24 protein-coding genes are annotated in these 21,807 nt (G+C 64.0%); 9 read left to right on the top strand and 15 right to left on the bottom strand.

The features are described from left to right. Positions 1-3: 3 nt before the first annotated feature. Entirely contained in the window at positions 4-1,263 is a 1,260-nt protein-coding gene (locus GRZ55_RS21150) for a lipopolysaccharide biosynthesis protein (protein WP_169288938.1), read from the bottom strand. Between the two features lie 575 nt (positions 1,264-1,838). On the opposite strand from GRZ55_RS21150, the gene GRZ55_RS21155 reads away from it, so the two are divergent. Continuing rightward, positions 1,839-3,647, top strand: coding sequence for a GumC family protein (locus GRZ55_RS21155; RefSeq protein WP_169288939.1), 1,809 nt, complete (start codon positions 1,839-1,841; stop codon positions 3,645-3,647). A 100-nt stretch (positions 3,648-3,747) separates the two neighbouring features. Further along, entirely contained in the window at positions 3,748-4,647 is a 900-nt protein-coding gene (gene folD, locus GRZ55_RS21160; RefSeq protein ID WP_169288940.1) for a bifunctional methylenetetrahydrofolate dehydrogenase/methenyltetrahydrofolate cyclohydrolase FolD, read from the top strand. A 1-nt stretch (position 4,648) separates the two neighbouring features. On the opposite strand, the gene GRZ55_RS21165 is transcribed toward folD, so the two are convergent. The 5 genes from GRZ55_RS21165 to GRZ55_RS21185 all read right to left on the bottom strand — a co-directional run bounded on the left by GRZ55_RS21165 (position 4,649) and on the right by GRZ55_RS21185 (position 9,643). Further along, the gene (locus GRZ55_RS21165; protein ID WP_169288985.1) at positions 4,649-6,421 is read right to left on the bottom strand and encodes an SLC13 family permease; all 1,773 of its coding nucleotides are present in this window, start codon (positions 6,419-6,421) and stop codon (positions 4,649-4,651) included. A gap of 73 nt (positions 6,422-6,494) precedes the next feature. Next, positions 6,495-7,244 (bottom strand): SDR family oxidoreductase, encoded by a 750-nt coding sequence (locus tag GRZ55_RS21170; RefSeq protein ID WP_169288941.1) that lies wholly within the window; start codon positions 7,242-7,244, stop codon positions 6,495-6,497. Positions 7,245-7,420: 176 nt separating this feature from the next. After that, positions 7,421-7,612, bottom strand: coding sequence for a hypothetical protein (locus tag GRZ55_RS21175; protein ID WP_169288942.1), 192 nt, complete (start codon positions 7,610-7,612; stop codon positions 7,421-7,423). A 136-nt stretch (positions 7,613-7,748) separates the two neighbouring features. Further along, the gene (hrcA, locus tag GRZ55_RS21180; RefSeq protein ID WP_169288943.1) at positions 7,749-8,819 is read right to left on the bottom strand and encodes a heat-inducible transcriptional repressor HrcA; all 1,071 of its coding nucleotides are present in this window, start codon (positions 8,817-8,819) and stop codon (positions 7,749-7,751) included. A 68-nt stretch (positions 8,820-8,887) separates the two neighbouring features. Next, positions 8,888-9,643: a GGDEF domain-containing protein gene (locus tag GRZ55_RS21185; RefSeq protein WP_169288944.1), complete on the bottom strand. Its 756-nt coding sequence runs from the start codon at positions 9,641-9,643 to the stop codon at positions 8,888-8,890. 105 nt (positions 9,644-9,748) lie between these two features. Between GRZ55_RS21185 and GRZ55_RS21190 the strand changes: the two genes are divergently transcribed. After that, positions 9,749-10,459: a pyrimidine 5'-nucleotidase gene (locus tag GRZ55_RS21190; protein WP_169288945.1), complete on the top strand. Its 711-nt coding sequence runs from the start codon at positions 9,749-9,751 to the stop codon at positions 10,457-10,459. Positions 10,460-10,461: 2 nt separating this feature from the next. Here GRZ55_RS21190 and GRZ55_RS21195 read toward each other — a convergent pair whose 3' ends face one another. The 4 genes from GRZ55_RS21195 to GRZ55_RS21210 form a co-directional block, all read right to left on the bottom strand. Further along, positions 10,462-10,662, bottom strand: a complete 201-nt coding sequence (locus tag GRZ55_RS21195; protein ID WP_169288946.1) for a hypothetical protein — start codon at positions 10,660-10,662, stop codon at positions 10,462-10,464. 52 nt (positions 10,663-10,714) lie between these two features. Next, on the bottom strand, positions 10,715-11,329 hold the full coding sequence (locus tag GRZ55_RS21200) for a copper chaperone PCu(A)C (RefSeq protein WP_169288947.1): 615 nt from the start codon (positions 11,327-11,329) through the stop codon (positions 10,715-10,717). A gap of 59 nt (positions 11,330-11,388) precedes the next feature. Further along, the gene (locus GRZ55_RS21205) at positions 11,389-11,757 is read right to left on the bottom strand and encodes a hypothetical protein (RefSeq protein ID WP_169288948.1); all 369 of its coding nucleotides are present in this window, start codon (positions 11,755-11,757) and stop codon (positions 11,389-11,391) included. A 63-nt stretch (positions 11,758-11,820) separates the two neighbouring features. After that, on the bottom strand, positions 11,821-12,672 hold the full coding sequence (locus tag GRZ55_RS21210) for an LOG family protein (protein WP_169288949.1): 852 nt from the start codon (positions 12,670-12,672) through the stop codon (positions 11,821-11,823). A gap of 153 nt (positions 12,673-12,825) precedes the next feature. On the opposite strand from GRZ55_RS21210, the gene dapD reads away from it, so the two are divergent. From dapD to GRZ55_RS21230, 4 genes are all read left to right on the top strand, one after another. Further along, positions 12,826-13,680, top strand: a complete 855-nt coding sequence (gene dapD / locus GRZ55_RS21215) for a 2,3,4,5-tetrahydropyridine-2,6-dicarboxylate N-succinyltransferase (protein WP_169288950.1) — start codon at positions 12,826-12,828, stop codon at positions 13,678-13,680. A 1-nt stretch (position 13,681) separates the two neighbouring features. Then, positions 13,682-14,050: a DUF805 domain-containing protein gene (locus GRZ55_RS21220; RefSeq protein ID WP_169288951.1), complete on the top strand. Its 369-nt coding sequence runs from the start codon at positions 13,682-13,684 to the stop codon at positions 14,048-14,050. A 149-nt stretch (positions 14,051-14,199) separates the two neighbouring features. Beyond that, positions 14,200-15,402, top strand: a complete 1,203-nt coding sequence (dapE, locus tag GRZ55_RS21225) for a succinyl-diaminopimelate desuccinylase (protein WP_169288952.1) — start codon at positions 14,200-14,202, stop codon at positions 15,400-15,402. Further along, positions 15,389-15,976: a transporter gene (locus tag GRZ55_RS21230; RefSeq protein WP_169288953.1), complete on the top strand. Its 588-nt coding sequence runs from the start codon at positions 15,389-15,391 to the stop codon at positions 15,974-15,976. The genes dapE and GRZ55_RS21230 overlap by 14 nt, the downstream gene beginning before the upstream one ends. Before the next feature lie 8 nt (positions 15,977-15,984). Here the strand turns inward: GRZ55_RS21230 and truA are convergent, their stop codons facing one another. From truA to def, 4 genes are all read right to left on the bottom strand, one after another. Beyond that, on the bottom strand, positions 15,985-16,731 hold the full coding sequence (gene truA / locus GRZ55_RS21235; RefSeq protein ID WP_169288954.1) for a tRNA pseudouridine(38-40) synthase TruA: 747 nt from the start codon (positions 16,729-16,731) through the stop codon (positions 15,985-15,987). A gap of 125 nt (positions 16,732-16,856) precedes the next feature. Next, complete coding sequence (locus GRZ55_RS21240) at positions 16,857-17,360, bottom strand: GNAT family N-acetyltransferase (RefSeq protein ID WP_210257464.1); 504 nt, start codon at positions 17,358-17,360, stop codon at positions 16,857-16,859. Next, positions 17,357-18,286, bottom strand: a complete 930-nt coding sequence (gene fmt / locus GRZ55_RS21245; RefSeq protein ID WP_169288955.1) for a methionyl-tRNA formyltransferase — start codon at positions 18,284-18,286, stop codon at positions 17,357-17,359. The genes GRZ55_RS21240 and fmt overlap by 4 nt, the downstream gene beginning before the upstream one ends. A 78-nt stretch (positions 18,287-18,364) precedes the next feature. After that, positions 18,365-18,883, bottom strand: coding sequence for a peptide deformylase (gene def / locus GRZ55_RS21250; RefSeq protein ID WP_169288987.1), 519 nt, complete (start codon positions 18,881-18,883; stop codon positions 18,365-18,367). A 101-nt stretch (positions 18,884-18,984) separates the two neighbouring features. On the opposite strand from def, the gene GRZ55_RS21255 reads away from it, so the two are divergent. Together GRZ55_RS21255 and GRZ55_RS21260 are read left to right on the top strand one after the other, a co-directional pair. Next, positions 18,985-20,229, top strand: a complete 1,245-nt coding sequence (locus GRZ55_RS21255) for a DNA recombination protein RmuC (RefSeq protein ID WP_169288956.1) — start codon at positions 18,985-18,987, stop codon at positions 20,227-20,229. A gap of 76 nt (positions 20,230-20,305) precedes the next feature. Then, entirely contained in the window at positions 20,306-20,809 is a 504-nt protein-coding gene (locus GRZ55_RS21260) for a CAP domain-containing protein (RefSeq protein ID WP_169288957.1), read from the top strand. A gap of 2 nt (positions 20,810-20,811) precedes the next feature. Here the strand turns inward: GRZ55_RS21260 and GRZ55_RS21265 are convergent, their stop codons facing one another. Continuing rightward, positions 20,812-21,798, bottom strand: a complete 987-nt coding sequence (locus tag GRZ55_RS21265; protein WP_169288958.1) for a Gfo/Idh/MocA family protein — start codon at positions 21,796-21,798, stop codon at positions 20,812-20,814. Between the last annotated feature and the right edge of the window lie 9 nt (positions 21,799-21,807).

Below are 21,807 nucleotides of genomic sequence, written 5' to 3' on the forward strand. Positions count from 1 at the left end.
CTGTCAGAGCGGGCGGGCGGGCATTCGCATTGCGGTGTAGGTCAGCAGCGCCGAGGCCGCGTAGATTACCGCAAAGGCGCCGTTAAGCCACAACACCATCTCCGCCTCGGCGGTAAAGAGCGTGAGGATCCAGGCGAGCAGGACAGCCTTCACGCCAGCCAGCAGCGCCAGGTTAAAGGCGCGGACGAGAGTCTGGCCGCGCGCATAGAGAAGCTCAGCGTGGTACTCGACGAGATTGCGCAGGCCCGGCACGAGCAGGGCCAGCAGCACCAGTGGCGCAGCTTGCGCGATATTGGCACCCAGCAGGCCGGGGCGGATGTGCAGGATGAGCGCCAGTGCCGAGATGCCGAGTGTCGAGACAGCGAAGACACCCACTTCGAGCAGCGCGCGTGTCGAAAGCGCAGATGCGCGGTCGGGCCGCTTCATGATCGATTGCACGAGCATCATCGAGAAAGTCCGGATGGGCACTGCGGTCAGATCGACCAGCCGCATGATGATGGCGTAGATGCCCGCGAGCTGCGCCCCGCCAAGCGCCAGCACCATCAGCTTGTCGAGTTCCATCTGGACGTAGAAGAGGATGTCGGACAGGCACACAGAGAGGGAGTCTCGCAGGTGCCGCAGGCAGAGTCGCGGTCGCAGCCTGAGCCTCTGGCGCGGCTGGAACGCAACCACCGCCAGCGCCAGCACGGCCGCGTTGGCCAGAAGATAGAGCAGCGCCCAATCGGCAAGCGTCTGGCTGGCCGAAAGCATCAGCGCCAGCGCGGCGAGCGCGCGCATGACCGTCCCGGCGACGACGAGGATCGCGCCGCGCCCGAACCTGCCCATTCCGTTATTGACGATAATCACGGCTTCCGTCGGCCGCCAGAGTAGTGCCTCGGCCCCAACGATGAGCAGGAAGGTGAGGATCGCCATCTGTCCGGCGAAGACCAGCTCGAACATCGCGTAGGCCGCAATCGCCAGCACAGGCAGCGAAAGCAGCGACATGAAGAGAAAGCCGGCCGTATAGGTGCCGATGAGGGACGGGCGCACGGTCGCGATACGATAGAGCGGCGACACATAGCCGAACGACAATATGCGCGACAGCACCACGCCGGTCGCAGATGCCGTCGCGAACAGGCCGAATTCGGCGATGGACAGCGTATTGGCAAGCACAACGAAATAGAGAAGCGAGAAGACGAGCCGTCCGCCCGACCCGCTGAGCGCGGCCAGGTAATCGCGGACGACCCGGCCCGGATTGGCGATAGCCTGCAGATTGAAGGCCATTGGCTGGCGCTACCTCGGCACAATGGTGAAGCTCAATCCGAGGTCTAGCGGAGAAAGCTTAACGCGCCGTTGGGTGAGCGATCGTTGGCGCAACCCCAGTTAACCTTTCATTTTCCATGCGCGTTTACATTCGCTTCAGGAATCGCGGCGCGTATGGCCCGCATGGGTTTTCCTTGGTGAGAGGCGTCATGGCGTCGGATTACGGGCAAGGCAGGGGCTCGGGCTCCCTTCTTACGGTGGACGAAGCGCCGCCGCGCGCCGCGCCACGCGATCGTGTCGTGACGTCGCCCGTGCCCGCCCCGCCTGAGACCCCTTCGGCGCCAATCGAAGCATCCTCCCCCGAGCCGCGGTCTTTGTGGTCCCGGCTTGCAGGACGGTGGAGACCGTCCGGGAACGCTCCCAAGGAAAGCGCGCGTGCGGAGGAGGTCCCAGCCAAGCCCTCCCGCCCTATGTCGGCTCCTGTCCCGCAGACGTCAGAGGACCACCTCGATCACCAGGAATTGAACCCGGCGAAGGGCCGCGCGAGCGAGCCTGTCCGACGCGCCGAACGGCGGCGCGATCCTGAACCCAGCCGTATGCGCGGCCAGGCAGTCTGGCGCCCCCTGGTCGACCCGGCGGCGGTTATCGGGGAGGTCTGGCGGTCCAAGGGGCTCATTATCGGCTGTGCCATTCTGGGCACGGTGCTGGGAATCGCGGTCGCGCTGTCGACACCTCGTGCCTATTATGCTGCCACTGACATCCTCATCGATCCGCGCGAATGGACCGTGCTTGATCGCGATGCCGGTCGCGGCGGTCTCCAGGCCGATGCCGCACTGGCCATGATCGAGAACCAGATCCGGGTGATGACATCACGCCCCGTCCTGCGTGAGACCGTTGACCGGCTAAACCTCACCGCCGATCAGGAATTCAACGGCCAGGGATCGGCAGGCATTTCGCCGATGGCTCTGTTGGATGCGCTGAGAAGCCTTCTTTCGTCCGCAGGCGTAGCCGGAGAGGATAGCCGTGAAGCGATCGCCATCGTCAATCTCGGTCGAGCCCTGAGCGTCAGCCGCGGCGGTCGAACCTTCGTCGTCAGTGTCGGCGTCCTTTCCAACGACCCGGAAAAATCCGCCCTGATCGCCAACACGCTTACCGATGTATATCTCGACGCTTCCGCCCGCATTCAGGCCGGGTCGACGGGCCGTGCGGCCGACGAACTCACCGCCCGGCTGGACGAGTTGCGCCTCGGCGTCGAACAGGCCGAACGTGCGGTCGAAACCTTCAAGGCCGAGAATCAGATCATCGACGCCCAGGGTCGGCTCATTACCGATGACGAGATCACCCGGCTGAACGACCAGCTGTCCCAGGCTCGTGCGCGAACCGTTGAATTGCGTGCCCGCGCCCAGTCCGCCCGCGACCTGGATGTACAGGCGGTGGTCAACGGTTCCTTGCCGGAACAGATTGCCTCCGGCTCGATAGCCGAACTGCGAGCCCAATACACGAACCTCCAGCTGTCGGGCGACCGGCTCGCGGTGCGATTGGGGCCGCGGCATCCCGAACAACTCGCCATCCAGGCGCAGCTTCGCGGCGCCGAACAGCAGATACGCACCGAACTGTCGCGGATCGTCGCATCGCTGCAGGTTGATCTCAGCCGCGCGCAGCAGCAGGAACAGGAACTGTCCACCGAACTCAACCGGCTCAAGCTCCGTCAGGGAGATCTCGGCAACGAGCTCGTCACATTGCGCGAACTCGAGCGCGAGGCAGCAGCCAAGCGTGCCGTCTACGAAGCCTTCCTCCTGCGCGCTCGCGAGACCGGCGAGCAACGCGAACTCAACACGGCCAACGTGGCAATCATCTCGGAGGCGGTGCCGCCCTTGCTGCCGAGCGGCGTGTCGCGCGCCGTGATCAGCGCGGGCGGGCTGGTCTTCGGCCTACTGCTGGGTATCGGATTCGCCGGTGCCCGTGGCGCGTGGATCGGCTGGCAGAACCCGCCCCGGCATACGCACGACGAGCGCGCCGATGACCGCGTTGCCCTCGCAGCCGCGGAAGAAGCAGGCGGACCCCAGGGTGCGGGCCGACCCTTCCCCGCTGACGGGTGGACCCCCGACACCCACGGCTATACTTCGTCGCGCCATGCGCCAGACGCGGCACGACGTACCTATCCGCCAACGGCGCACCCCCCGGCTGCTGACCCGGCGATTGCCCGCAGCACCTATCCCGTGGGTTCTTACCGAAGCCGGCAGCAAGACCGGCATTCGTCGGAACCGCTTGGCAAGACGACTGACATTCCGCAAGAGCGCGAGGCGGAGAGCTTCGACGACATTCGCGAAGGTCTGCGCGAGTGCCGCGAAGCCATCGAGCAATTGGCCCGTCAGCGTGCCGATCGCAGCCGCTACGGCACATGAATTTTCGTCATCGCGCCATAGGAAGGCGCGAACGCGGGATTGTATACAGCTCGTTCGACCATTATGCAGCCCTTGAACATCTGTAGATGGAAGGGTTGAGATGGCTGAGATTCTGGATGGCAAGGCAGTGGCGGGCGAGGTCGTGGCGACCGTCAAGCAAGCTGCCGCGGAACTGATCTCCGAGACCGGTGTGACACCTGGCATCGCGGTGGTCATCGTCGGCAAGGACCCCGCGAGCCAGGTCTACGTTTCCTCGAAATCGCGCAAGGCCAAGGAATGCGGTTTCCATTCCGTTCAGCACGAACTGGGCGAGGATACGTCCGAGGACGAATTGCTGGGGCTGATCGACGAACTCAATCGCGACGATGCCATCCATGGCATTCTTGTGCAGCTTCCGTTGCCCGACCACATCGATTCCGGACGAGTCATACAGACGATCGCCCCGGACAAGGATGTCGACGGCTTCCACTTCATCAATGTGGGCAGGCTTGGCACGGGCGAGTTGGCGAGTGCCTTCGTGCCCTGTACCCCCGCCGGTTCCATGCTGCTTGTCGAGCGCGTGCGCGGGACCGACCTGTCCGGCCTGAGCGCCGTCGTGGTCGGTCGTTCCAACATCGTTGGCAAGCCCATGGCCCATCTTCTCCTGGCGGCAAACGCCACCGTCACCATCGCGCATTCGCGCACGAAGGATCTACCGGGTCTTTGCGCGACGGCAGATATTCTTGTCGCTGCCGTCGGTCGCCCGGAGATGGTCAAGGGCGACTGGATCAAACCTGGCGCCACCGTCATCGACGTCGGCATCAACCGCATTCCGGCCCCCGAGAAGGGGGAGGGGAAGACAAGGCTGGTTGGCGATGTGGCCTATGAGGAGGCTGCGGCCAAGGCGGGTGCGATCACGCCGGTCCCCGGCGGCGTCGGCCCCATGACGATCGCCATGCTGATGGCCAACACGCTGGTCTCTGCCTGCCGCACTGCCGGGCGCGAGCCGCCCAAGTTCTAGGCTAGAGCGGCCAGACGAACAGGATTGTGGGCACCGCCACGACGATGATCAGGATTTCCAGCGGCAGGCCCATGCGCCAGTAGTCGCCAAAGCGATAGCCGCCGGGTCCCATGATGATCGTATTGTTCTGGTGCCCGATCGGCGTCAGGAAGGCGCAGGAGGCTGCCACCGCGACCCCCATCAGGAAGGGATCGGGCGAGACCTGCAGCGCGTCTGCGATGTTGATCGAGATCGGGGCGGCCACCAGCGCCGTGGCGACGTTGTTCAGGAAGTCCGACATCGTCATGGTCACCACCATGACCAGCGCCAGGATGGCCCAGGGCGGCAGATCGGACGAAACCGCAAGCACGGACTGGGCGATCAGCAGCGTGCCACCGGACTCTTCCAGCGCAACGCCGATGGGAATGAGCGATGCCAGGAGCACGATGACGGGCCAGTCGACCGCCTCGTAGACCTCCCGTGGTCCCACGATGTTGAAGATCGCGTAGAGGCCAACCGCCACGGCCAGGGCGATCGGCAACGAGGTCAGCCCCATCACGGCCGCGGCCACCGCGGCGAGGAAGACGCCGATCGTCAGAAGCGCCTTGTGGCGCTGGATCACCGGATGGCGACCCTGTTCGATCGGCCACAGCCCGAACCACTCGACCGATTGGGCGACCCGGGCTTCCGGGCCGAGCAGGAGCACCACGTCGCCGGCCTTGATCGACAGATTTCGCACGCGCTGGCGGAAGCGCCTGCCCTGTCGCGACAGGCCGAGCAGCGTGACCCCGCGCCGCTGGATCAGCCGCAGATCGTGTGCGGTGCGGCCGATCATGCGCGATTCATGGGGCACCACGGCTTCCACCAGTGTCATGGATTTCCCGGTCAGCCCGCCATGCGCGTCCTGTCCAGGAGCGCTCAGTTGGGCCGCGCCGATGAAGGCCTCGATGGACTTGGTGTTGCCTTCCAGAACGAGAAAATCGTTCTTGCGGATTTCCTCGCCGGCGGCAAAGCCGTTCAGCCTCCTGCCGCGCCTGACGATCCCGAGAATGGAAACGTCGTTGTCATCGCCCAGTTCATAGAGATCTCGCGGCCGCTGGCCGATGCTCTTGGAATCCTCCGGCACCTTGGCTTCCGCCACGAAGCGTTCGGTGTCGGAATTCTCGCCACCGGCATTGTTCTTGCGGCTGACGGGGATGAGGCGCCAGCCGACTGTCGCCACGAAGATGATGCCGGCCAGCGCGCAGACGAGACCCACCGGCGTGAAATCGAACATGCCGAAGGGTTCGCCGACGGCGCGCTCGCGGATCTGCGCGACGACGATATTGGGCGGCGTGCCGATCATGGTGATCATTCCGCCGAGGATCGCCGCGAAGGACAAAGGCATCAGCGACAGAGCCACGGCGCGCTTGGCTTTCTTGGCCGCATCCATGTCGATGGTCATCAGGACGGCGAGTGCGGCGACGTTGTTGATGACGGCCGACAGGCCCGCCCCCACCAGCGACATGATGCCGATATGGGCCGGCAGGCTTCGATCGGCCGACACGACGTAGCGCGCGATGAATTCCACCGAACCCGACGACAGCAACGCGCGCGAGACGATCAGCACCAGGGCGATGATCACCACGGCCGGATTGCCGAAGCCCATGAAGGCTTCGTCGGCGGGCACCACGCCGGCCAGCACCGCGACGATCAGGGCCCCGAAAGCCACGAGGTCGAAGCGTACGCGACCCCAGATGAGGAGTGCGAATACCCCGCCTATCAGCGCGAAGAGAAAACCCTGCTCGAACGTCATGCGTGCCATCGCCCCCGTATCGGCGCACAACGCCGCCGCTGCCGTCCGCGTTCCCGGGCCAACGCGCTATTTCTCAGATGCAGCGGCCGCCGTCGACTTCCAGCGCGACGCCTGTGATGAAGGCCGCCTCGTCCGATGCCAACCACAAGGCCGCATTGGCGATGTCGAGCGGGGTTGAAAGCCTGCCGAGCGGGATGGAGGCCCTGAACAGCGCCCGCTTCTCGGGCGTGTCCTCGCCCATGAAGGAAGCCAGCATGCCGGTCTCGCCGGCAACCGGGCACAGGCAGTTGACGCGGATGTTCCGGGGCGCCAGTTCCACTGCCATCGACTTGGTGGCCGTCACCGTCCAGCCCTTGGAGGCGTTGTACCAGGTCAGGCCAGGTCGCGGTCGCAGTGCCGCAGTCGATGCGGTGGTGATGATGGATCCGCCGCCCTGGGCCTCCATGACCGGCACCACGGCCCGGGTGGCGTGGTAGATCGCCTTCATGTTGACGTTGTAGATGCGGTCGAAGGTTTCCTCGTCGACCTCGCTCAGCGGGCCGTTGAGGTGGGTGTAGCCGGCATTGTTGATCATGATGTCGAGCCGGCCGAAATTGTCGGTCGCAGCCTTGACCATGGCGTCCGTGTCTTCACGGCTGGAGACGTCCGCGCCAATGGCAATCGCGCTAGCACCGATCTGCGCCGCTACCGCTTTGGCCCCGTCGGCATTGAGGTCCGCCACGACGACCTTGGCGCCTTCCTGTGCAAAACGGGCCGCAATGCCCGCGCCGAAACCCGATGCTCCTCCGGTCACGATTGCGACCTTGCCCTGCAGTCGATCCACGCCGCTCTCCTTCGATGCTTTTGATCGAAGGCCTATTAGACCAAGCGCTGGTTCTTGTCGTCCCCCAACTCAAGGGCGGCTGGGTGGACTTGAGCCTAGCTCGTACAAGGGGGAGGAGTAACTGGGCCTCTCGGGGGACCAGCAAGTGGCGGCCGACCTTTGCCGGCCGCGGCCGATCAACTGCTCGCCATCGGCTCCGATTGCTCAAGCCGCGCCAGCAACTGGCGCAGATGATCGGGTAGGTATTCGACCGGCTGAAACGCCGGCATACGGGACAGTTGACGGCGATTAGCGCCCTTGCCGATCTCCTTGCGGATGGTTCGGCTTACATCAACATTTCCGTTCTGATTGCTCTTGGCTGCCATCATGTCGCTCTTTCCGATTCTGATGGGGAAACAAGCCCGCCGACATGATGGTTCCCCATCCTGGCCCGAGCATCAAGAAGATGCGTCCAACAGGGTAAAATTTGAATTAAATACCCGGGGTCGCGTTCGCCGCGAAACTCTATTTCAGGATGCGGCTGACGAGTTGCGCGGTGTAGTCGACCATGGGCACGATGCGCGCATAGTTGAGCCGTGTCGGGCCAATGACGCCCAACGCGCCGATGACGCGGGCATCCTTGTCGCGGTAAGGGGCAACGACGAGCGAGGAGCCCGACAACGAGAAAAGCTTGTTTTCCGAGCCTATGAAGATGCGTACCCCCGATCCCTCTTCGGCGAGATTGAGCAAGCGCACCAGGCCTTCATTGGTCTCCAGATCTTCGAAAAGAAGCTTCAGCCGCTCCAGATCCTCCTGAGCGGTCACGTTCTCGAGCAGGTTTGCGCGCCCGCGCACAATGAGGCGTGAGGGGAGGCCGCTTTCCGAGCCCGCCCAGATCGCCAGCCCGCGCGCCACGAGGTCCTGCGACAGCGTGTCGAGAGCCGTCTTGATCTCGGCCGCCAGCAACGCCACCTCCTCGCGCGCCTCCGAAAGTGTACGACCTCGGATATGCGCGTTCAGGAAGTTGCTCGCCTCACCCAGTTGAGAGGCCGTGACGCCGGCGGGAAGTTCGATGACCCGGTTCTCGACATCCCCGTTCTGGGAGACGAGGATCGCCAAGGCGCGGGACGGTTCAAGCTGGATGAATTCGATGTGCTTGAGCGGAACCTCGTGCTTGGTTGTCATCACGAGGCCCGCACCGCGCGACATGCCCGACAGCATCTGGCTTGCCTCGGTCAGCATGTGCTCGATGGTCTGGTTGCGTCCTGAAGCCTCCACCTGCGCCTCGATTACCCGCCTTTCGTCGTCAGAGATGTCCCCGATCTCCAGAAAGGCGTCGACGAAGAAGCGCAGGCCCTGTTGCGTCGGCAGCCGGCCCGCAGAGATATGGGGCGCATGGATCAGGCCCAACTGCTCCAGGTCGCTCATCACATTGCGGATGGTTGCAGGCGATAGCGACTGCGGCAGCATCCGTGACAGCGAACGAGAGCCGATCGGCTCTCCTTCCTTCAGGTAGCTGTCGACGATCAGCCGAAAGATGTCGCGCGAACGCTGGTCCAGATTGAGCAGACTTTGATCGCCGGGTTGATGTGTCATGGCTGAAAGCCCCGTATGTACAGGCTTTCAAGGATATAGTCCGGCGGGCGCCGAACACAACCGGCTCCTCAGGCTGCGGACGCGCTTAGGGTAGAGCCGCGCGGGAGGACGGCGCGGTTTCTCCCGGCCTTCTTCGCCTCGTAGAGCCGCTTGTCCGCCAGGCGCATGACGGAGGACGCATCGCTGCTGCTGCTCAGGGCCGCTGCACCGATCGACACCGTGAGCCTCGCGCCGTCGTGACCCGGGATGTCGAGCCGCATCGATTCGACTTCGCGCCGAAGGCGCTCGGCCAAGGCGCGCGCCTCGGCTGGCGAGGTTTCGGACAGGATGACGGCGAACTCTTCTCCCCCGATCCGCCCGCAGATATCCCTGGAGCGCAAGGAGCGGCCCATGGCGTGAGCAATCGCCACCAGCGCCTGGTCACCCGCATCGTGGCCGAAACGGTCATTGATGCTCTTGAAGTCGTCCGCGTCGACCATGAGCAGCATGCCATCCGAGGCATCGGGTCCGCGGCATGCCGCCTCTATCGCGGTAAGAAAGGCACCGCGGTTCAGAAGCCCGGTGAGAGAATCACGCCGCGCGCTTTCGGCGAGAGATTGATGTGCTTCCGCAAGGCTCTCGAGGGCCGCCTGCAGCCGCAATTTCTGGACTGAACTGTGGTAGCTGATGGGGAAGGCAATCAACATCGGCGCGGCGATGCACATCACGAGCGTTATGATGGTAGGCTGCTTCCCCATCAGCGGCAGCGCGACAGCGGTGAGCACGAGGGAACCCGCCATGGCGATCGCTGCGATGCCGACCGATCTTTTCAGTGCCCCGACCATGCCTATCTCCCGTTGGGGAAACCAGTTAGGGGGCAAGCGTTAATCCTTGGTGGAAATCGGCAATGGGAAATTGGCGCGCGGCGCTGCCGGATGCGATAAAGCCTCATGACCAATATCCCCGACCCCTCCCGCTTCGGCCACATCCGCGAATGGGTATTCGACCTCGATAACACGCTATATCCGCATCATTCCAACCTGTTCTCGCAGATCGATGTCAAGATGACGGGATACGTGTCGGAACTTCTGCAGCTTCCCAGGGAAGAAGCGCGAAAGATCCAGAAGGAGCTCTACAAGGAGTATGGAACGACCCTGAACGGGTTGATCAGCCTGCACGGAATCGATCCCGACGACTTTCTGGAGAAGGTCCATGACATCGATTATTCCTGGCTCGATCCCGATCCGGCCCTTGGTGAGGCGATCAGGGAACTGCCTGGTCGAAAGTTCATCTTCACCAATGGCGATCGGCCCCACGCGGAGCGCGCTGCCCGCCAGCTTGGCATTCTGGACCATTTCGACGAGATCTTCGACATCGTGGCCGCCGGTCTGGTGCCAAAGCCGGCCCACTCGACATACGACAAATTCACTGCACTGCATCGCGTCGACACAAAACGGGCGGTGATGTTCGAGGATCTGGCGCGAAATCTAGCCGTCCCGAAAGCGCTGGGCATGACGACTGTCCTCATCGTGCCGCGCAATTTTGAGCCGACCTTTTCGGAAATATGGGAAAGCGACCCGGATCAGGAGGACGATGTCGATTACGTCACCGATGATCTGACGACCTTTCTTAAGACCATCATTCCGGCGGTGGCGGGCTGAAACTATTGCCGAGGCTTGCGCCGCCTCGCCGCGTCGCGCTGGGCCTCGTCGTCGCGACCCGTTTCCTCTCCACCGATCTTGCCCGAGCCCGTGTGGCTCGCCCGGGCGCGGTCGGCGCCGCCGGGCTTCAGGACCTCGTGACCGAGATCTTCTTCCTGCTGATGACGGACGACGTCGTCGTCGGAGTTCGTTCGACCGGACATGGGCGTTCTCCTTTGCTTGAAAACGCCCGCGTCCGGTCGCGGTTCCGCACGATCAGTGGCCGTGCGTGTGACCTTCCCCATCGTCCTGATCGTGACCGTGACCTTGGGCTCCCTGATGCCCGTGATCGTGTCCCTGATCCTGCCCATGCGCAGCCGACCGGCCATGCGCCATGCCGCGCACCTCGAACTCCAGGTCGACGCGTCCGGCATCCTCGAACTCCAGCGTGACCGGCACGATCTGGCCTTCCACAAAGGCGTCCGCCACACCGAGGAACATGACGTGGTATCCGCCGGGCTCGAGGTTCAGTGTTTCGCCGGCCGCGATTTCCAGGCCGCCCTCGACGGGCCGCATCGTCATCACGTCGTTGACGATCTCCATCGAGTGGATTTCGGTACGCGTTGCGCGCGGGGTGCTGGCATGGACCAGGCGGTCGGCCTCCTGCCCACGGTTGGTGACGGTGAGATAGCCGCCGCCGGCCTGCTGGCCAGGCTGCATGACACGGATCCAGGGATCACCGAGTTCCAGATCATCGAGAACCACGGTGCGAAGTTCGACGCAGCCCTGGGCATCGCTCTGTCGTTCGTCGCAATTTGCGAGCCCCTGAGGGAAGGGAAGGGTGACCGCCAGCAACGCGGCGGCGGTGAATGAAATCAATGCACGGTTCATGGAAGTTTCCTTGTCGTCGGAATGCAATAACGCTCTTGGGCGCGGATGTTTCACTGCAATCAGGCGAAAGGCGGGCCGCGAATGGAATCGGCATGGACAGTCGGCCGCCTGGGCAGGCCCGCATCACGGTATTGCCACGGGAAATCGCCGGTCAGGCCTGGCACGGGGTTTTTGACGGCGTGAGACGTGCCGAGTGTGGCAAGGCCGCCGGAACACGAGGCCGACACCAGGCAGATGGGACAGGAGTGCGCCGCCTCGACCGGTTGGCCTCGCTCGCCATCAAAGGTGCAGATGATGGCCGCTGCGTGGGCCGGCCCGTGCGTGAGGGGAAGCGCGTGGAAGGCCAGCAAAAGGGTGGCCACCGCGGCGAACAGACGTCTGTCGCGACGCAGCAGCGCAAACCAGCTCTGTGCGGGTTTCGAGCTCATGTCCGGCTCTTAGAGCATTTGCATAGCCGCACAAGGCCGTCTGGCAGCGGCGCCGCGTCGCAATCAGCTCTTGTTGTCGTCGGCGTAGAAGCGCGAGATGATGCCCCAGGCCTCCTCGGCGGTGTCGACGGCATCGATGATGTGCTGGTCGCCTGGCGAGATCGTGCCCTGGTCTGCCAGGTAGTCGAGATCGATCGCCCGGTCCCAGAATTCCTTGCCGAACAGAAGCACCGGGACGCGTTCCATGCGACCGGTCTGGATCAGTGTCAGCGTCTCGAACAACTCGTCCATCGTGCCGAATCCGCCGGGAAAGACCGCAACGGCTTTCGCACGCATGATGAAATGCATCTTGCGGATCGCGAAATAGTGGAAGTTGAAGCAAAGCTCCGGTGTCACGTAGAGGTTCGGCGCCTGCTCGTGCGGCAGGACGATGTTGAGGCCGATCGAGGGCGCGCCAACATCGGCCGCGCCGCGATTGCCGGCTTCCATGACGCCCGGACCGCCGCCCGTGACGACCACGAACTCACGAAAATCATGTTCGGCCGAATGCTTCGAGCACAGCTGCGCGAATTCGCGCGCTTCCTGGTAGTAGCGCGCATTGGCTTCGAGGTTCTTCTTCTGGGTCTCGTTCTTGGCTGCCCAGGCTGGGCCGCCCGGCTCCGGAATGCGCGCGCCGCCAAACAGCACGACAGTGGATTCGATGCCGCGCTCGGCCAGGATCAGTTCCGGCTTCAGCAGCTCCAGCTGGAGGCGCACCGGGCGCAGATCCCGCTGCGTCATGAAGTCTTCGTCGCTCCATGCCAGCCTATAGCTGGGTGCCATGGTCTGTGGTGTTTCAGGTACGCTTTTCGCCCGTTCCCGGTCTTCCTTGGAATGTGGCAGTGGCGACCAGCTTGGCTTGCGGCTGGATCTCATCTTGTTCTTCCCATCCCGGCCAGCAGCTACTTGCCGACCTCCTGCAATTGACCGCATGTGGCGCTTCGCATAGTTTCCGCGCCGGTCGCGGTATCCCCGACGCGTGATCGTAAGTCCACCCCCCTTAACAGCACCTTCCCTGCGGAGTTCCCGATGTCGAAAACGGATATCGCCAGCCTCGAAACCACAATCGAACGAGCTTTCGAGGAGCGAGAGGCACTCGGCTTCGACACGCGCGGCGAAGTGCGCGAGGCGGTCGAGTCAGCACTCGACATGCTGGATCGCGGTCAGGCGCGTGTTGCCGAGCGCCGCGAAGATGGTAGCTGGCATGTCAATCAGTGGCTGAAGAAGGCAGTGCTGCTCTCCTTCCGGCTCAACCCGATGGAAGTCATCAAGGGCGGGCCGGGCGAATCGTCCTGGTGGGACAAAGTGCCTTCGAAATTCGACGGCTGGGGCGCTGTGGATTTCGACAAGGCCGGTTTCAGGGCCGTTCCCAATTGCATTGTCCGCCGTTCCGCCTTTGTGGCGCCGGGCGTCGTGCTCATGCCGTCTTTCGTCAATCTCGGCGCCTATGTCGGGGAGGGCACCATGGTCGACACCTGGGCCACCGTCGGCTCCTGCGCGCAGATCGGCAAGAATGTGCATCTGTCAGGCGGCGTGGGCATTGGCGGCGTGCTGGAGCCGCTGCAGGCAGGTCCGACCATCATCGAGGACAATTGCTTCATCGGCGCCCGCTCCGAGGTGGTCGAGGGCTGCATCGTGCGCGAAGGCGCGGTCCTCGGCATGGGGGTCTATATCGGAAAGTCGACCAAGATCGTTGACCGCGAGACCGGCCAGATCCACATGGGAGAGGTTCCGCCCTATTCGGTGGTCGTCGCCGGCACCATGCCCGGCAAGCCCATGGGTAATGGCGAGCCGGGTCCCGGCCTTTATTGCGCCGTCATCGTCAAGAAGGTGGACGAGAAGACGCGTTCCAAGACGTCCATCAACGAACTTCTGAGGGATTGAGGTGAACCAGAACCCCATCGTCTGGCTGTTCTTCGGCATATCGGGGCGGGTGAGCCGGCTGGCCTATTTCCTGGCCGGCCTGTTTTTGGCGGTGGTCCAGGCTTTCCTGCTCTACCGCTTCACGCTGGTGCCGGAGGATTCCACGGCGGGGCAGTTCTGGGCGTTCCTCTTCTGGGTGGCGGTCGTCCTGTCGATCTGGTCCAATGTCGCGCTCGGCATCAAGCGGCTGCATGACATGGACAAGCCAGGTCTCTTCGCCGTCGCCCTCTTCATCCCGGTGGTCTCCATCCTTGCCTTCCTGATCCTGTGCCTGTTTCCTGGCACCACAGGCCCCAACCAATACGGCCAGGATACCAACCGTCCGGCATGAACGCAGAATTGTCCGACGCGCGCCCTGGTCGCCGCGTGCGGTCGCTGGACCTTTTCGAGGCATGCCTTCGCGCTGCTTGCCGGCTGGTCCAGCCACCGGCAGAACTGGATGGATGACAGCTCGCGCCGGTTGCATTATCCCTGCCGGTCATGACCCTGCCTATTGATCCCGTCGCCAATCTCTCCGCCCTCATCCGCTGCCCCTCGGTTACGCCCGAGGAGGGCGGTGCCATGGGCGTGCTGCAGGCCATGCTTGAGCCGATGGGCTTTTCTGTAGACCGCCCTGTTTTCTCCGACGCCGACACGCCCGATGTCGAGAATCTCTATGCGCGGTTGGGCGATGGCGGCCCGCACCTGATGTTTGCCGGCCACACAGATGTTGTCCCGCCGGGGGATGCAGCCTCCTGGACCTACCCTCCTTTTTCGGCCGAGATCGCGGAAGGCCGGCTCTATGGCCGCGGCGCGGTCGACATGAAGGGCGGCATCGCCTGCTTCGTGGCCGCCGTCGCACGTCTGAAGGCCGAGAGCGCGCTGGCGGCGGGCTCGATCTCGCTTTTGATCACGGGCGACGAGGAAGGTCCGTCGATCAACGGCACGTCCAAGCTGCTGGACTGGGCCGTGGCGCGCGGCGAGGCCTGGGATGCGGCGGTTGTCGGGGAGCCGACCAATCCGAACGAACTCGGCGACATGATCAAGATCGGCCGGCGCGGGACGCTGTCGGCCAATCTCGTCGTCAAGGGACGGCAGGGCCACGTCGCCTATCCGCATCTCGCCGACAATCCCGTGCGTGGCATCATGACGTTGCTCGATGCGCTTCTGGACCCGCCTTTCGATCAGGGTTCCGAGCATTTCCAGCCAACCAATCTCGAAGTCACCACCGTCGATGTCGGCAATCCGGCGGTCAATGTGGTGGCGGAGACCGCGCGCGCCTCCTTCAATCTGCGCTTCAACGACAACTGGACGGCCGAAACGCTGAAGGCTGAGATCACCTCGCGCCTTGAACGCGCGGCCTCCGAGCGGCGGCTGCGTCCGACAGCCAGCGCCGACATCGTCTGGGAGATTGCCTGGCGCGATCGCCCCAGCCCTTGCTTTCTGACCCGCAACGATGCCCTCAGCGGCACGCTGGCGGATGCCGTCGAGAAGGTCACGGGCCGCCGCCCCAACCTGTCCACCTCAGGTGGCACCTCCGACGCGCGCTACATCAAGGACCACTGCCCGGTCGTCGAATTCGGGCTTGTGGGGCAGACCATGCACATGGTCGACGAGAACGTCGCCCTTGCCGATCTGGAGACGCTGACCGAGATATACCGCCAGTTTCTCCTCGACTGGATGGCCAGGCATGCCGAGCGGTGATTACGTCCACAACGCACTGACCGCCTCCTGGCGCATGATGTGGGGTCGGCGCGAAGCCATCCGCATGCACGATCTGTCGGCAGACGGTTTCTGGACCTCCTTCTTCGCGATAGTGGTGGCCCTGCCGCCGCTGGTGGTAGGTTGGGTGGCCGTGGCCGATGACCTTGCAGGTTTTCCGGGCGGTTTTGGCAGCCGCTTGGGCGTGGTCGTGCGTCTGGCGATTGTCGACATTGGCACCTGGCTCTTTCCGCTTGCCCTACTGGCGGTGGTTTCGCCCTATGCCGGTATCCAGAAACGCTTCGTGCATTACGTCGTCTCGGCCAATTGGGGCACCGCCATCACCGCCTGGATCATGCTGCCGCCATCGCTTTTGCGCCTCGTCTATGGCGAGCCGGGCGAGGGGGTCGTCTTCATCTCGATCCTGCTTTTCGTCTTCACCCTGGTGCTCATATGGCGCCTGACCGACGCGGCTTATGAACGCGGCCCCGCGGTGGCGAGCGCCGTCTTTGCCGGCATGCTGGTCGCCTCTCTGTTCACGCTGTTCTCACTTCAGCGCATCCTGGGACTGACCTGACACCCGGCTTAGCGATAATCGACCGCCACGAGATAGAGCCCGCCAGGCGGGGCCACGGGTCCGCAGGCCGACCGGTCGCGCGCCTCTAGTGCCACGGCTACGTCCTGTGGCGTCCAGGCGCCGGCGCCGACGCGCTCCAGCGTGCCCACCAGGGAACGTACCTGGTTGTGCAGGAAGGAGCGCGCCGAAGCGCGGATCGCGATGATGTCGCCGTCGCGGCTTACATCCAGGAGGTCCAGCGTCTTGACCGGGCTTTTCGACTGGCACTGGACCGAACGGAAGGTGGTGAAGTCGTGATGACCCACCAGTTCCTGCGCCGCTTGATGCATCGCCTCAGGATCGAGCGGGCGAGGCACGTGCCAGACGCGATCCTTCTCCAGCGTTGCCGGGGCGCGCCGGTTGAGGATCAGGTAGAGGTAGTGGCGTGCCGTGGCCGAGAAGCGGGCGTCGAATGTCTCTTCCACCTTCGTCGCCGCAAGGATGGCGACCGCCGCTCCCGCCCGCGCCAGATGGGCGTTGAGTGCCCCTTGCACCTTGTCGGCAGGCCAGTCGCGGGAAAGATCGAGATGCGCCACCTGGCCGCGGGCATGTACCCCGGCATCGGTGCGCCCCGCGCCGCGGATGCGTATCTCTTCTCCGCAGAAGCCGAGAATGGCTGTCTCGATCGACTCCTGGACCGATGCCTGCCCGGCCTGGCGCTGCCAGCCGGAGAAGGCGCTTCCGTCATATTCGATGTCGAGGCGATAGCGGGGCATGGGATGGCTTCTGTGGGCCGCACGGTGCCGGGAACGGACAAGCGAATGGCTGACGGTCTCCATAAGCGCCCACGTCGCCGATGCCAACCCGGCGGCTTTCGGTGTTCAAACACCTCTGCCGCCGATCAGAGCTCCGAAAATGCGCCGGGATGGGTCAGGCGTCCTTTCTGCGGCGCTTCGCCCCAAGCCAGTGCCTGCAATGCCGGCCCCTGGTAGTCGCTTTCGAACTTCGACGCCCGATCATGCGTGTAGCCAAAGCGGCCATAATAGGCGGGGTCGCCCAGCACCACGCAGAGCCGCTCGCCGCGCTCCTCAAGCATGTGATGCGCGTTCTCCAGCAGCGACTTGCCGACACCGGAGCCTTGGCGATCGGGCGCCACCGCCATGGGGGCAAGTGCCAGCGCATCGAAGTGGTCGGGTTCAACCGCGATATCCAGTCGGGAAAAGGCGATATGGCCGACCAGTTCGCCCGCATTGGTGGCGACCAGTTCGAGCACCATGTCGCCATCTTCGCGCAGCTTTTCCACCAGCCGTGCCTCGGCGGGCCGCCCGAAGGCAGCCTCGACCAGCTTTGCGATCGCCAGATGGTCTTTGGATTCCGCTTCGCGGATCACCAGCCCCCGGATCATGGAACGATCCTCTCGGGCCGCGCGCCGCGAAGAAATTCCTCGGCCGCCAGCGCCTTGCCGCCCGCCCGCTGCAATTGGGTAAGACGCACCGCGCTTTCGCCGCAGGCAACGGTCAGCTGGTCGTCGAGCAGGGTGCCGGGTGCGCCTTCGTCTTTGGTCACCGTGGCGCGCAACACCTTCACCCGCTCGGCCTTGTCACCGAACATCATCTCGCACCAAGCGCCGGGAAAGGGAGAAAGCCCGCGAATGTGATCGTGCACCTCGCGTGCTGGCCGCGACCAGTCGATGCGCGTCTCCGCCTTGGAGATCTTCGCGGCATAGGTTGCGCCTTCATCGAGCTGCGACGCGAGCGGCAGGTCGCCGGCCTCCAGTCTCGCAAGCGCATCGACCATCAGATCGGCACCTTTGGCCATGAGTGTGTCGTGAAGTTCCCCGGCGCTCGTCTGCGGATCGATCGCCACGCGGACTGTCATCGCCACCGGCCCGGTATCGAGACCAGCATCCATCTTCATCACCATGACACCGGTCTCCGCATCGCCCGCCATGATCGCCCGCTGGATCGGGGCCGCCCCGCGCCAGCGCGGCAGGAGCGAGGCGTGGAGATTGAAGGCCCCCAGCCGGGTGCCCTCAAGGATGGGTTGCGGCAGGATGAGCCCGTAGGCCACCACGACCGCGACATCGGCTCCAAGCGCCGAGAAGGCCTGTTGTTCCGCTTCGCCCTTCAATGAGGCAGGCGTGCGCACGGCGAGGCCCAGTTCCTCTGCAGCGCGGTGAACGGGCGAACGGGTGAGTTCCAGCCCACGCCGGCCGGCAGGCCGCGGCGGCTGGGAGTAGACGGTGACGATCTCGTGGCCAGCAAGATGGATCGCGCGCAAGGTCGCAGCCGCGAAGTCGGGTGTCCCCATGAAGATGATGCGTAGGCTCATGCGCCCGTTTCAAACGGGTTTGTCAGCTTCACGTCAAGGCCGACCTGGCTTCGATGACGCCCAAAGCACGTCAGCGCCTCAGGCGGTGGCCTTTTCGCGTGCCAGCTTCTTGAAGCGGCGCACGACCATCTCGCGCTTGAGCCGGGAGATATGGTCGATGAAGAGTACCCCGTTGAGGTGGTCGATTTCGTGCTGCAGGCAGGTGGCGAGGAGCCCATCGGCCTGCATCTCATGGCTTTCGCCATCGAGGCCGACATAACGAACCGTTACCTCGGCCGGCCGCTGCACCTCGGCATAATAGTCCGGGATGGAAAGGCAGCCTTCCTCGTGGACGTTGGTGGCGTCGCCCGTGGCAACAATCTCCGGGTTGACGAAAACCTGCGGTGCCTTGGCATCCTCGTCCTTCGACACGTCCAGAACCAGCATGCGGATCGGCTCACCGACCTGGATCGCGGCAAGCCCGATGCCCGGCGCGTCATACATGGTCTCCAGCATGTCGTCGGCGAAGGCGCGCAACTGATCGTCGACACGCTCCAACGGCTTGGAGACCTGACGCAGTATGGGATCGGGAAGAATGATGAGGGGCCGGATCGTCATGGCGCTCACGTAATCGGTCCCAATGCGGTCGTCAACATGGGCTGGGGAAGCGTTCACCTTTTGGTCTTATAACTCCAAGCCAAAATTGCTAGGCTGCGCACATGAATGATCCCTCCGCCTTCCTGACTGTCCCCATCCTTCAGATCGGGGGCACCGGCTTCTCTCTGGGCGAAGTGCTGGCTGTCGCGCTGGCCTCGATGCTTGTTCTTTGCGTCCTTCTGGTGTGGCTCGCTGCGCGCGCCGCCACCTCAAGGCGCCAGGCGGCGGAGGAATCAGTGCGTCTTGCCCGCGAGGCGGAGGCACGCATGGCCGAGATCACGCGTGCTCAGGCGGAGATGCAGGGCCGCATGGGAACGATGGCGGAGATCTTTTCCACCCGCCAGGCAGAACTCAACAAGGCCATCGGCGAGCGCCTCGACGGCATGACCTCGCGCCTCGGTCACTCGATCACCGAGCAGACCAGATCGACCCACGAGAATCTGGCGAAGCTGCAGGAGCGGCTTGCCGTCATCGACACCGCCCAGAACAATATCCAGCCGCTCGCCGGGCAGGTGGTTCAGCTTCAGCACATCCTCTCCAACAAGCAGACGCGCGGCGCGTTCGGCCAGTCGCGGATGGAGGCGATCGTGGCCGATGGCCTTCCGATGGGCGGCTACACCTTCCAGGCAACGCTGTCGAACGGCACCCGGCCGGACTGTGTGGTGAAGATGCCCAATGACACGCCGGACCTGGTCATCGATGCGAAATTTCCGCTTGAAGCGTGGAACGCGATCCGAGCCGCCGGGGAGGCGGAAGGCGGAGATGCCGCGACGCGTGCGGCGGCCTCCTTCCGCCGCGACGTCGAGGTCCACATCAAGGTGATTGCCGAGAAATACCTTATCCCCGGCGAGACGCAGGACGTTGCCTTCATGTTCGTGCCGTCGGAATCGATCTTCGCCGAGATTCACGAGAATTTCGAGGGCCTGATCCATCGCGCCCACCGTGCCCGCATCGTCATCGTCTCGCCATCGCTACTCATGCTGTCGATCCAGGTCATCCAGTCTGTCTTGAAGGACGCCCGCATGCGCGAGCAGGCCCATCTCATCCAGCATGAGGTCATCCGGCTGATGGAGGATGTGAACCGCCTCGATGATCGTGTCCGCAAGCTGCAGGGCCATTTCCTTCAGACCGGCAAGGACATCGACCAGATTCTCACCTCGACGGAAAAGATCACCCGGCGGGGTCAGAAGATCGAAGCGCTGGAACTGGGATCAGCCGAAGCCGCGTTGCCGGAGGACGCCGACCAGACACGCGCCGCGGCCTCCACCACAGGCAAGCTGCGGCTGCGCGTTATCGATGACGAGTGACCAATTGCCTCCATGCCCGCCTCTCGCCATGATTGACGTTATGTCGGTGGGAAAACTCTCCCTGTTTCGGATTCGCATGAACCAGCCGCTACCCCGCCCGATCCGCCGCACCGCGGTCCTCGCCACTCTCATGACCTGTCTCTTGGCTCTAGCCTCCTGCCAGTCGATCTTCGCCGGGATAGGTGGTCCGTCCGGCACCGTCGCCAGTGCACAGGCGGCCGCGTCAGTGGCCGAGATCCGCGCCGCCAACGGATTGCCGCCCTTGCGACCGGACCGGGACCTGGAGCGTGCGGCCCTTGCTCAGGCCTCGAACATGGCTTCCGCCGGCCGCATGGCGCACAACACCGGCACACGCCGCGATTTCCCGAGCCGCATGCGGGCCGGCGGCATCCGTGGCACCGCGGCGGAAAACATCGCCCATGGCCGTTTCGACACAGGTCGTGTCATCAATGTCTGGATGAATTCGGCCGGTCACCGCCGCAACATGCTCGACGAGCGTTTCTCCCGTTTCGGGCTCGCCTATGTGCTGGATCCGGGGGATGGGGGGCGGCGTTATTGGGCCATGGTGTTGAGTGAATAGGCCTACACCTCGACCCAGCCGCCGGCTTCGCCTGCATCGTAGATGGCGTCGATGGCGCGCTGGTTCTTCACCGATTCCTCCAGCGTGAAGACGGGCGAGAATTCTCCCTCGGCCGCGCGGGCGAAGGCCTCGACCTGCATGCGATACTGACTGGCACCGGGAAAGCGCAAGCTCCGCGTCTCGCCACGCTTCTGGTCGTGCAAATCGATGCGATGATGGTCGTAGAGCCCCGCGTTGAAGGGCGATGCGACCTCGATGAACCCTTCGTCGCCATGGAAGACCATGGCCTGGCGCGCCGCCATCTGGGTCGATACGTAGAAGGAGAGTTCGAATTCATCGAAATCGGCCTTCACGCTGGCATAGATGTCGGTGCCGAATGCGGGATCGCGTTCCACGCTCGCCTGCATGCGCACAGGCTCGCCGCCGGTCGCAAGCCGCGTCGTGACGATCGGATAGACCCCGATATCCGGCAGCGCCCCGCCGCCCAGTTCCGGACGGTTGCGCATGTTGGCAGGGTCGACATTGTGATAGCTGAACGCGCCCTGCACATGGCGAAGCCGGCCGATCGCGCCATCGGCGATGAGCTCGCGCACCTTGTGCCACTGGGGATGGTAGAAGACCATGAAGGCTTCCGAGACCACGACGCCGTTGCGGTCCCGCGCGTCGATCACGGCGTCGATCTCGTCGGCCGTCATCGCCAGCGGCTTTTCGACCAGGACGTGCTTGCCCGCGTCAGCCGCCTTGATCGCCCATTCCACGTGCTGGGCCGTCGGCAGCGGTATGTAAACGCCATCGATCGTGTCGGAAGCCAGCATGTCCTCGTAGGAACCGAAGGCGTGGGCCGCATTGACCCGCCGCGCCAGTGCGGCAGCCCGCTTCTCGTCGCGGCTGGCGATCGCCGCCACGACGCCATTGTCGGAATCCAGAATGGCCGGAATCACGTGCTCGCGCGCGATCCTGGCTGTCGACAGTATGCCCCAGCGAAACATTGCATCCTC

The organism is Chelativorans sp. ZYF759 (assembly GCF_012911015.1).
GTDB lineage: Bacteria > Pseudomonadota > Alphaproteobacteria > Rhizobiales > Rhizobiaceae > ZYF759.

Bases quoted from the DNA above. Each gene is read 5' to 3' on its own strand.
- GRZ55_RS21150 (WP_169288938.1), bottom strand. From the start codon at position 1,263: ATGGCCTTCAATCTGCAGGCTATCGCCAATCCGGGCCGGGTCGTCCGC.
- GRZ55_RS21155 (WP_169288939.1), top strand. From the start codon at position 1,839: ATGCGCGGCCAGGCAGTCTGGCGCCCCCTGGTCGACCCGGCGGCGGTT.
- folD (WP_169288940.1), top strand. From the start codon at position 3,748: ATGGCTGAGATTCTGGATGGCAAGGCAGTGGCGGGCGAGGTCGTGGCG.
- GRZ55_RS21165 (WP_169288985.1), bottom strand. From the start codon at position 6,421: ATGACGTTCGAGCAGGGTTTTCTCTTCGCGCTGATAGGCGGGGTATTC.
- GRZ55_RS21175 (WP_169288942.1), bottom strand. From the start codon at position 7,612: ATGATGGCAGCCAAGAGCAATCAGAACGGAAATGTTGATGTAAGCCGA.
- hrcA (WP_169288943.1), bottom strand. From the start codon at position 8,819: ATGACACATCAACCCGGCGATCAAAGTCTGCTCAATCTGGACCAGCGT.
- GRZ55_RS21185 (WP_169288944.1), bottom strand. From the start codon at position 9,643: ATGGTCGGGGCACTGAAAAGATCGGTCGGCATCGCAGCGATCGCCATG.
- GRZ55_RS21190 (WP_169288945.1), top strand. From the start codon at position 9,749: ATGACCAATATCCCCGACCCCTCCCGCTTCGGCCACATCCGCGAATGG.
- GRZ55_RS21195 (WP_169288946.1), bottom strand. From the start codon at position 10,662: ATGTCCGGTCGAACGAACTCCGACGACGACGTCGTCCGTCATCAGCAG.
- GRZ55_RS21200 (WP_169288947.1), bottom strand. From the start codon at position 11,329: ATGAACCGTGCATTGATTTCATTCACCGCCGCCGCGTTGCTGGCGGTC.
- GRZ55_RS21205 (WP_169288948.1), bottom strand. From the start codon at position 11,757: ATGAGCTCGAAACCCGCACAGAGCTGGTTTGCGCTGCTGCGTCGCGAC.
- GRZ55_RS21210 (WP_169288949.1), bottom strand. From the start codon at position 12,672: ATGAGATCCAGCCGCAAGCCAAGCTGGTCGCCACTGCCACATTCCAAG.
- dapD (WP_169288950.1), top strand. From the start codon at position 12,826: ATGTCGAAAACGGATATCGCCAGCCTCGAAACCACAATCGAACGAGCT.
- dapE (WP_169288952.1), top strand. From the start codon at position 14,200: ATGACCCTGCCTATTGATCCCGTCGCCAATCTCTCCGCCCTCATCCGC.
- GRZ55_RS21230 (WP_169288953.1), top strand. From the start codon at position 15,389: ATGCCGAGCGGTGATTACGTCCACAACGCACTGACCGCCTCCTGGCGC.
- truA (WP_169288954.1), bottom strand. From the start codon at position 16,731: ATGCCCCGCTATCGCCTCGACATCGAATATGACGGAAGCGCCTTCTCC.
- GRZ55_RS21240 (WP_210257464.1), bottom strand. From the start codon at position 17,360: ATGATCCGGGGGCTGGTGATCCGCGAAGCGGAATCCAAAGACCATCTG.
- fmt (WP_169288955.1), bottom strand. From the start codon at position 18,286: ATGAGCCTACGCATCATCTTCATGGGGACACCCGACTTCGCGGCTGCG.
- def (WP_169288987.1), bottom strand. From the start codon at position 18,883: ATGACGATCCGGCCCCTCATCATTCTTCCCGATCCCATACTGCGTCAG.
- GRZ55_RS21255 (WP_169288956.1), top strand. From the start codon at position 18,985: ATGAATGATCCCTCCGCCTTCCTGACTGTCCCCATCCTTCAGATCGGG.
- GRZ55_RS21260 (WP_169288957.1), top strand. From the start codon at position 20,306: ATGAACCAGCCGCTACCCCGCCCGATCCGCCGCACCGCGGTCCTCGCC.
- GRZ55_RS21265 (WP_169288958.1), bottom strand. From the start codon at position 21,798: ATGTTTCGCTGGGGCATACTGTCGACAGCCAGGATCGCGCGCGAGCAC.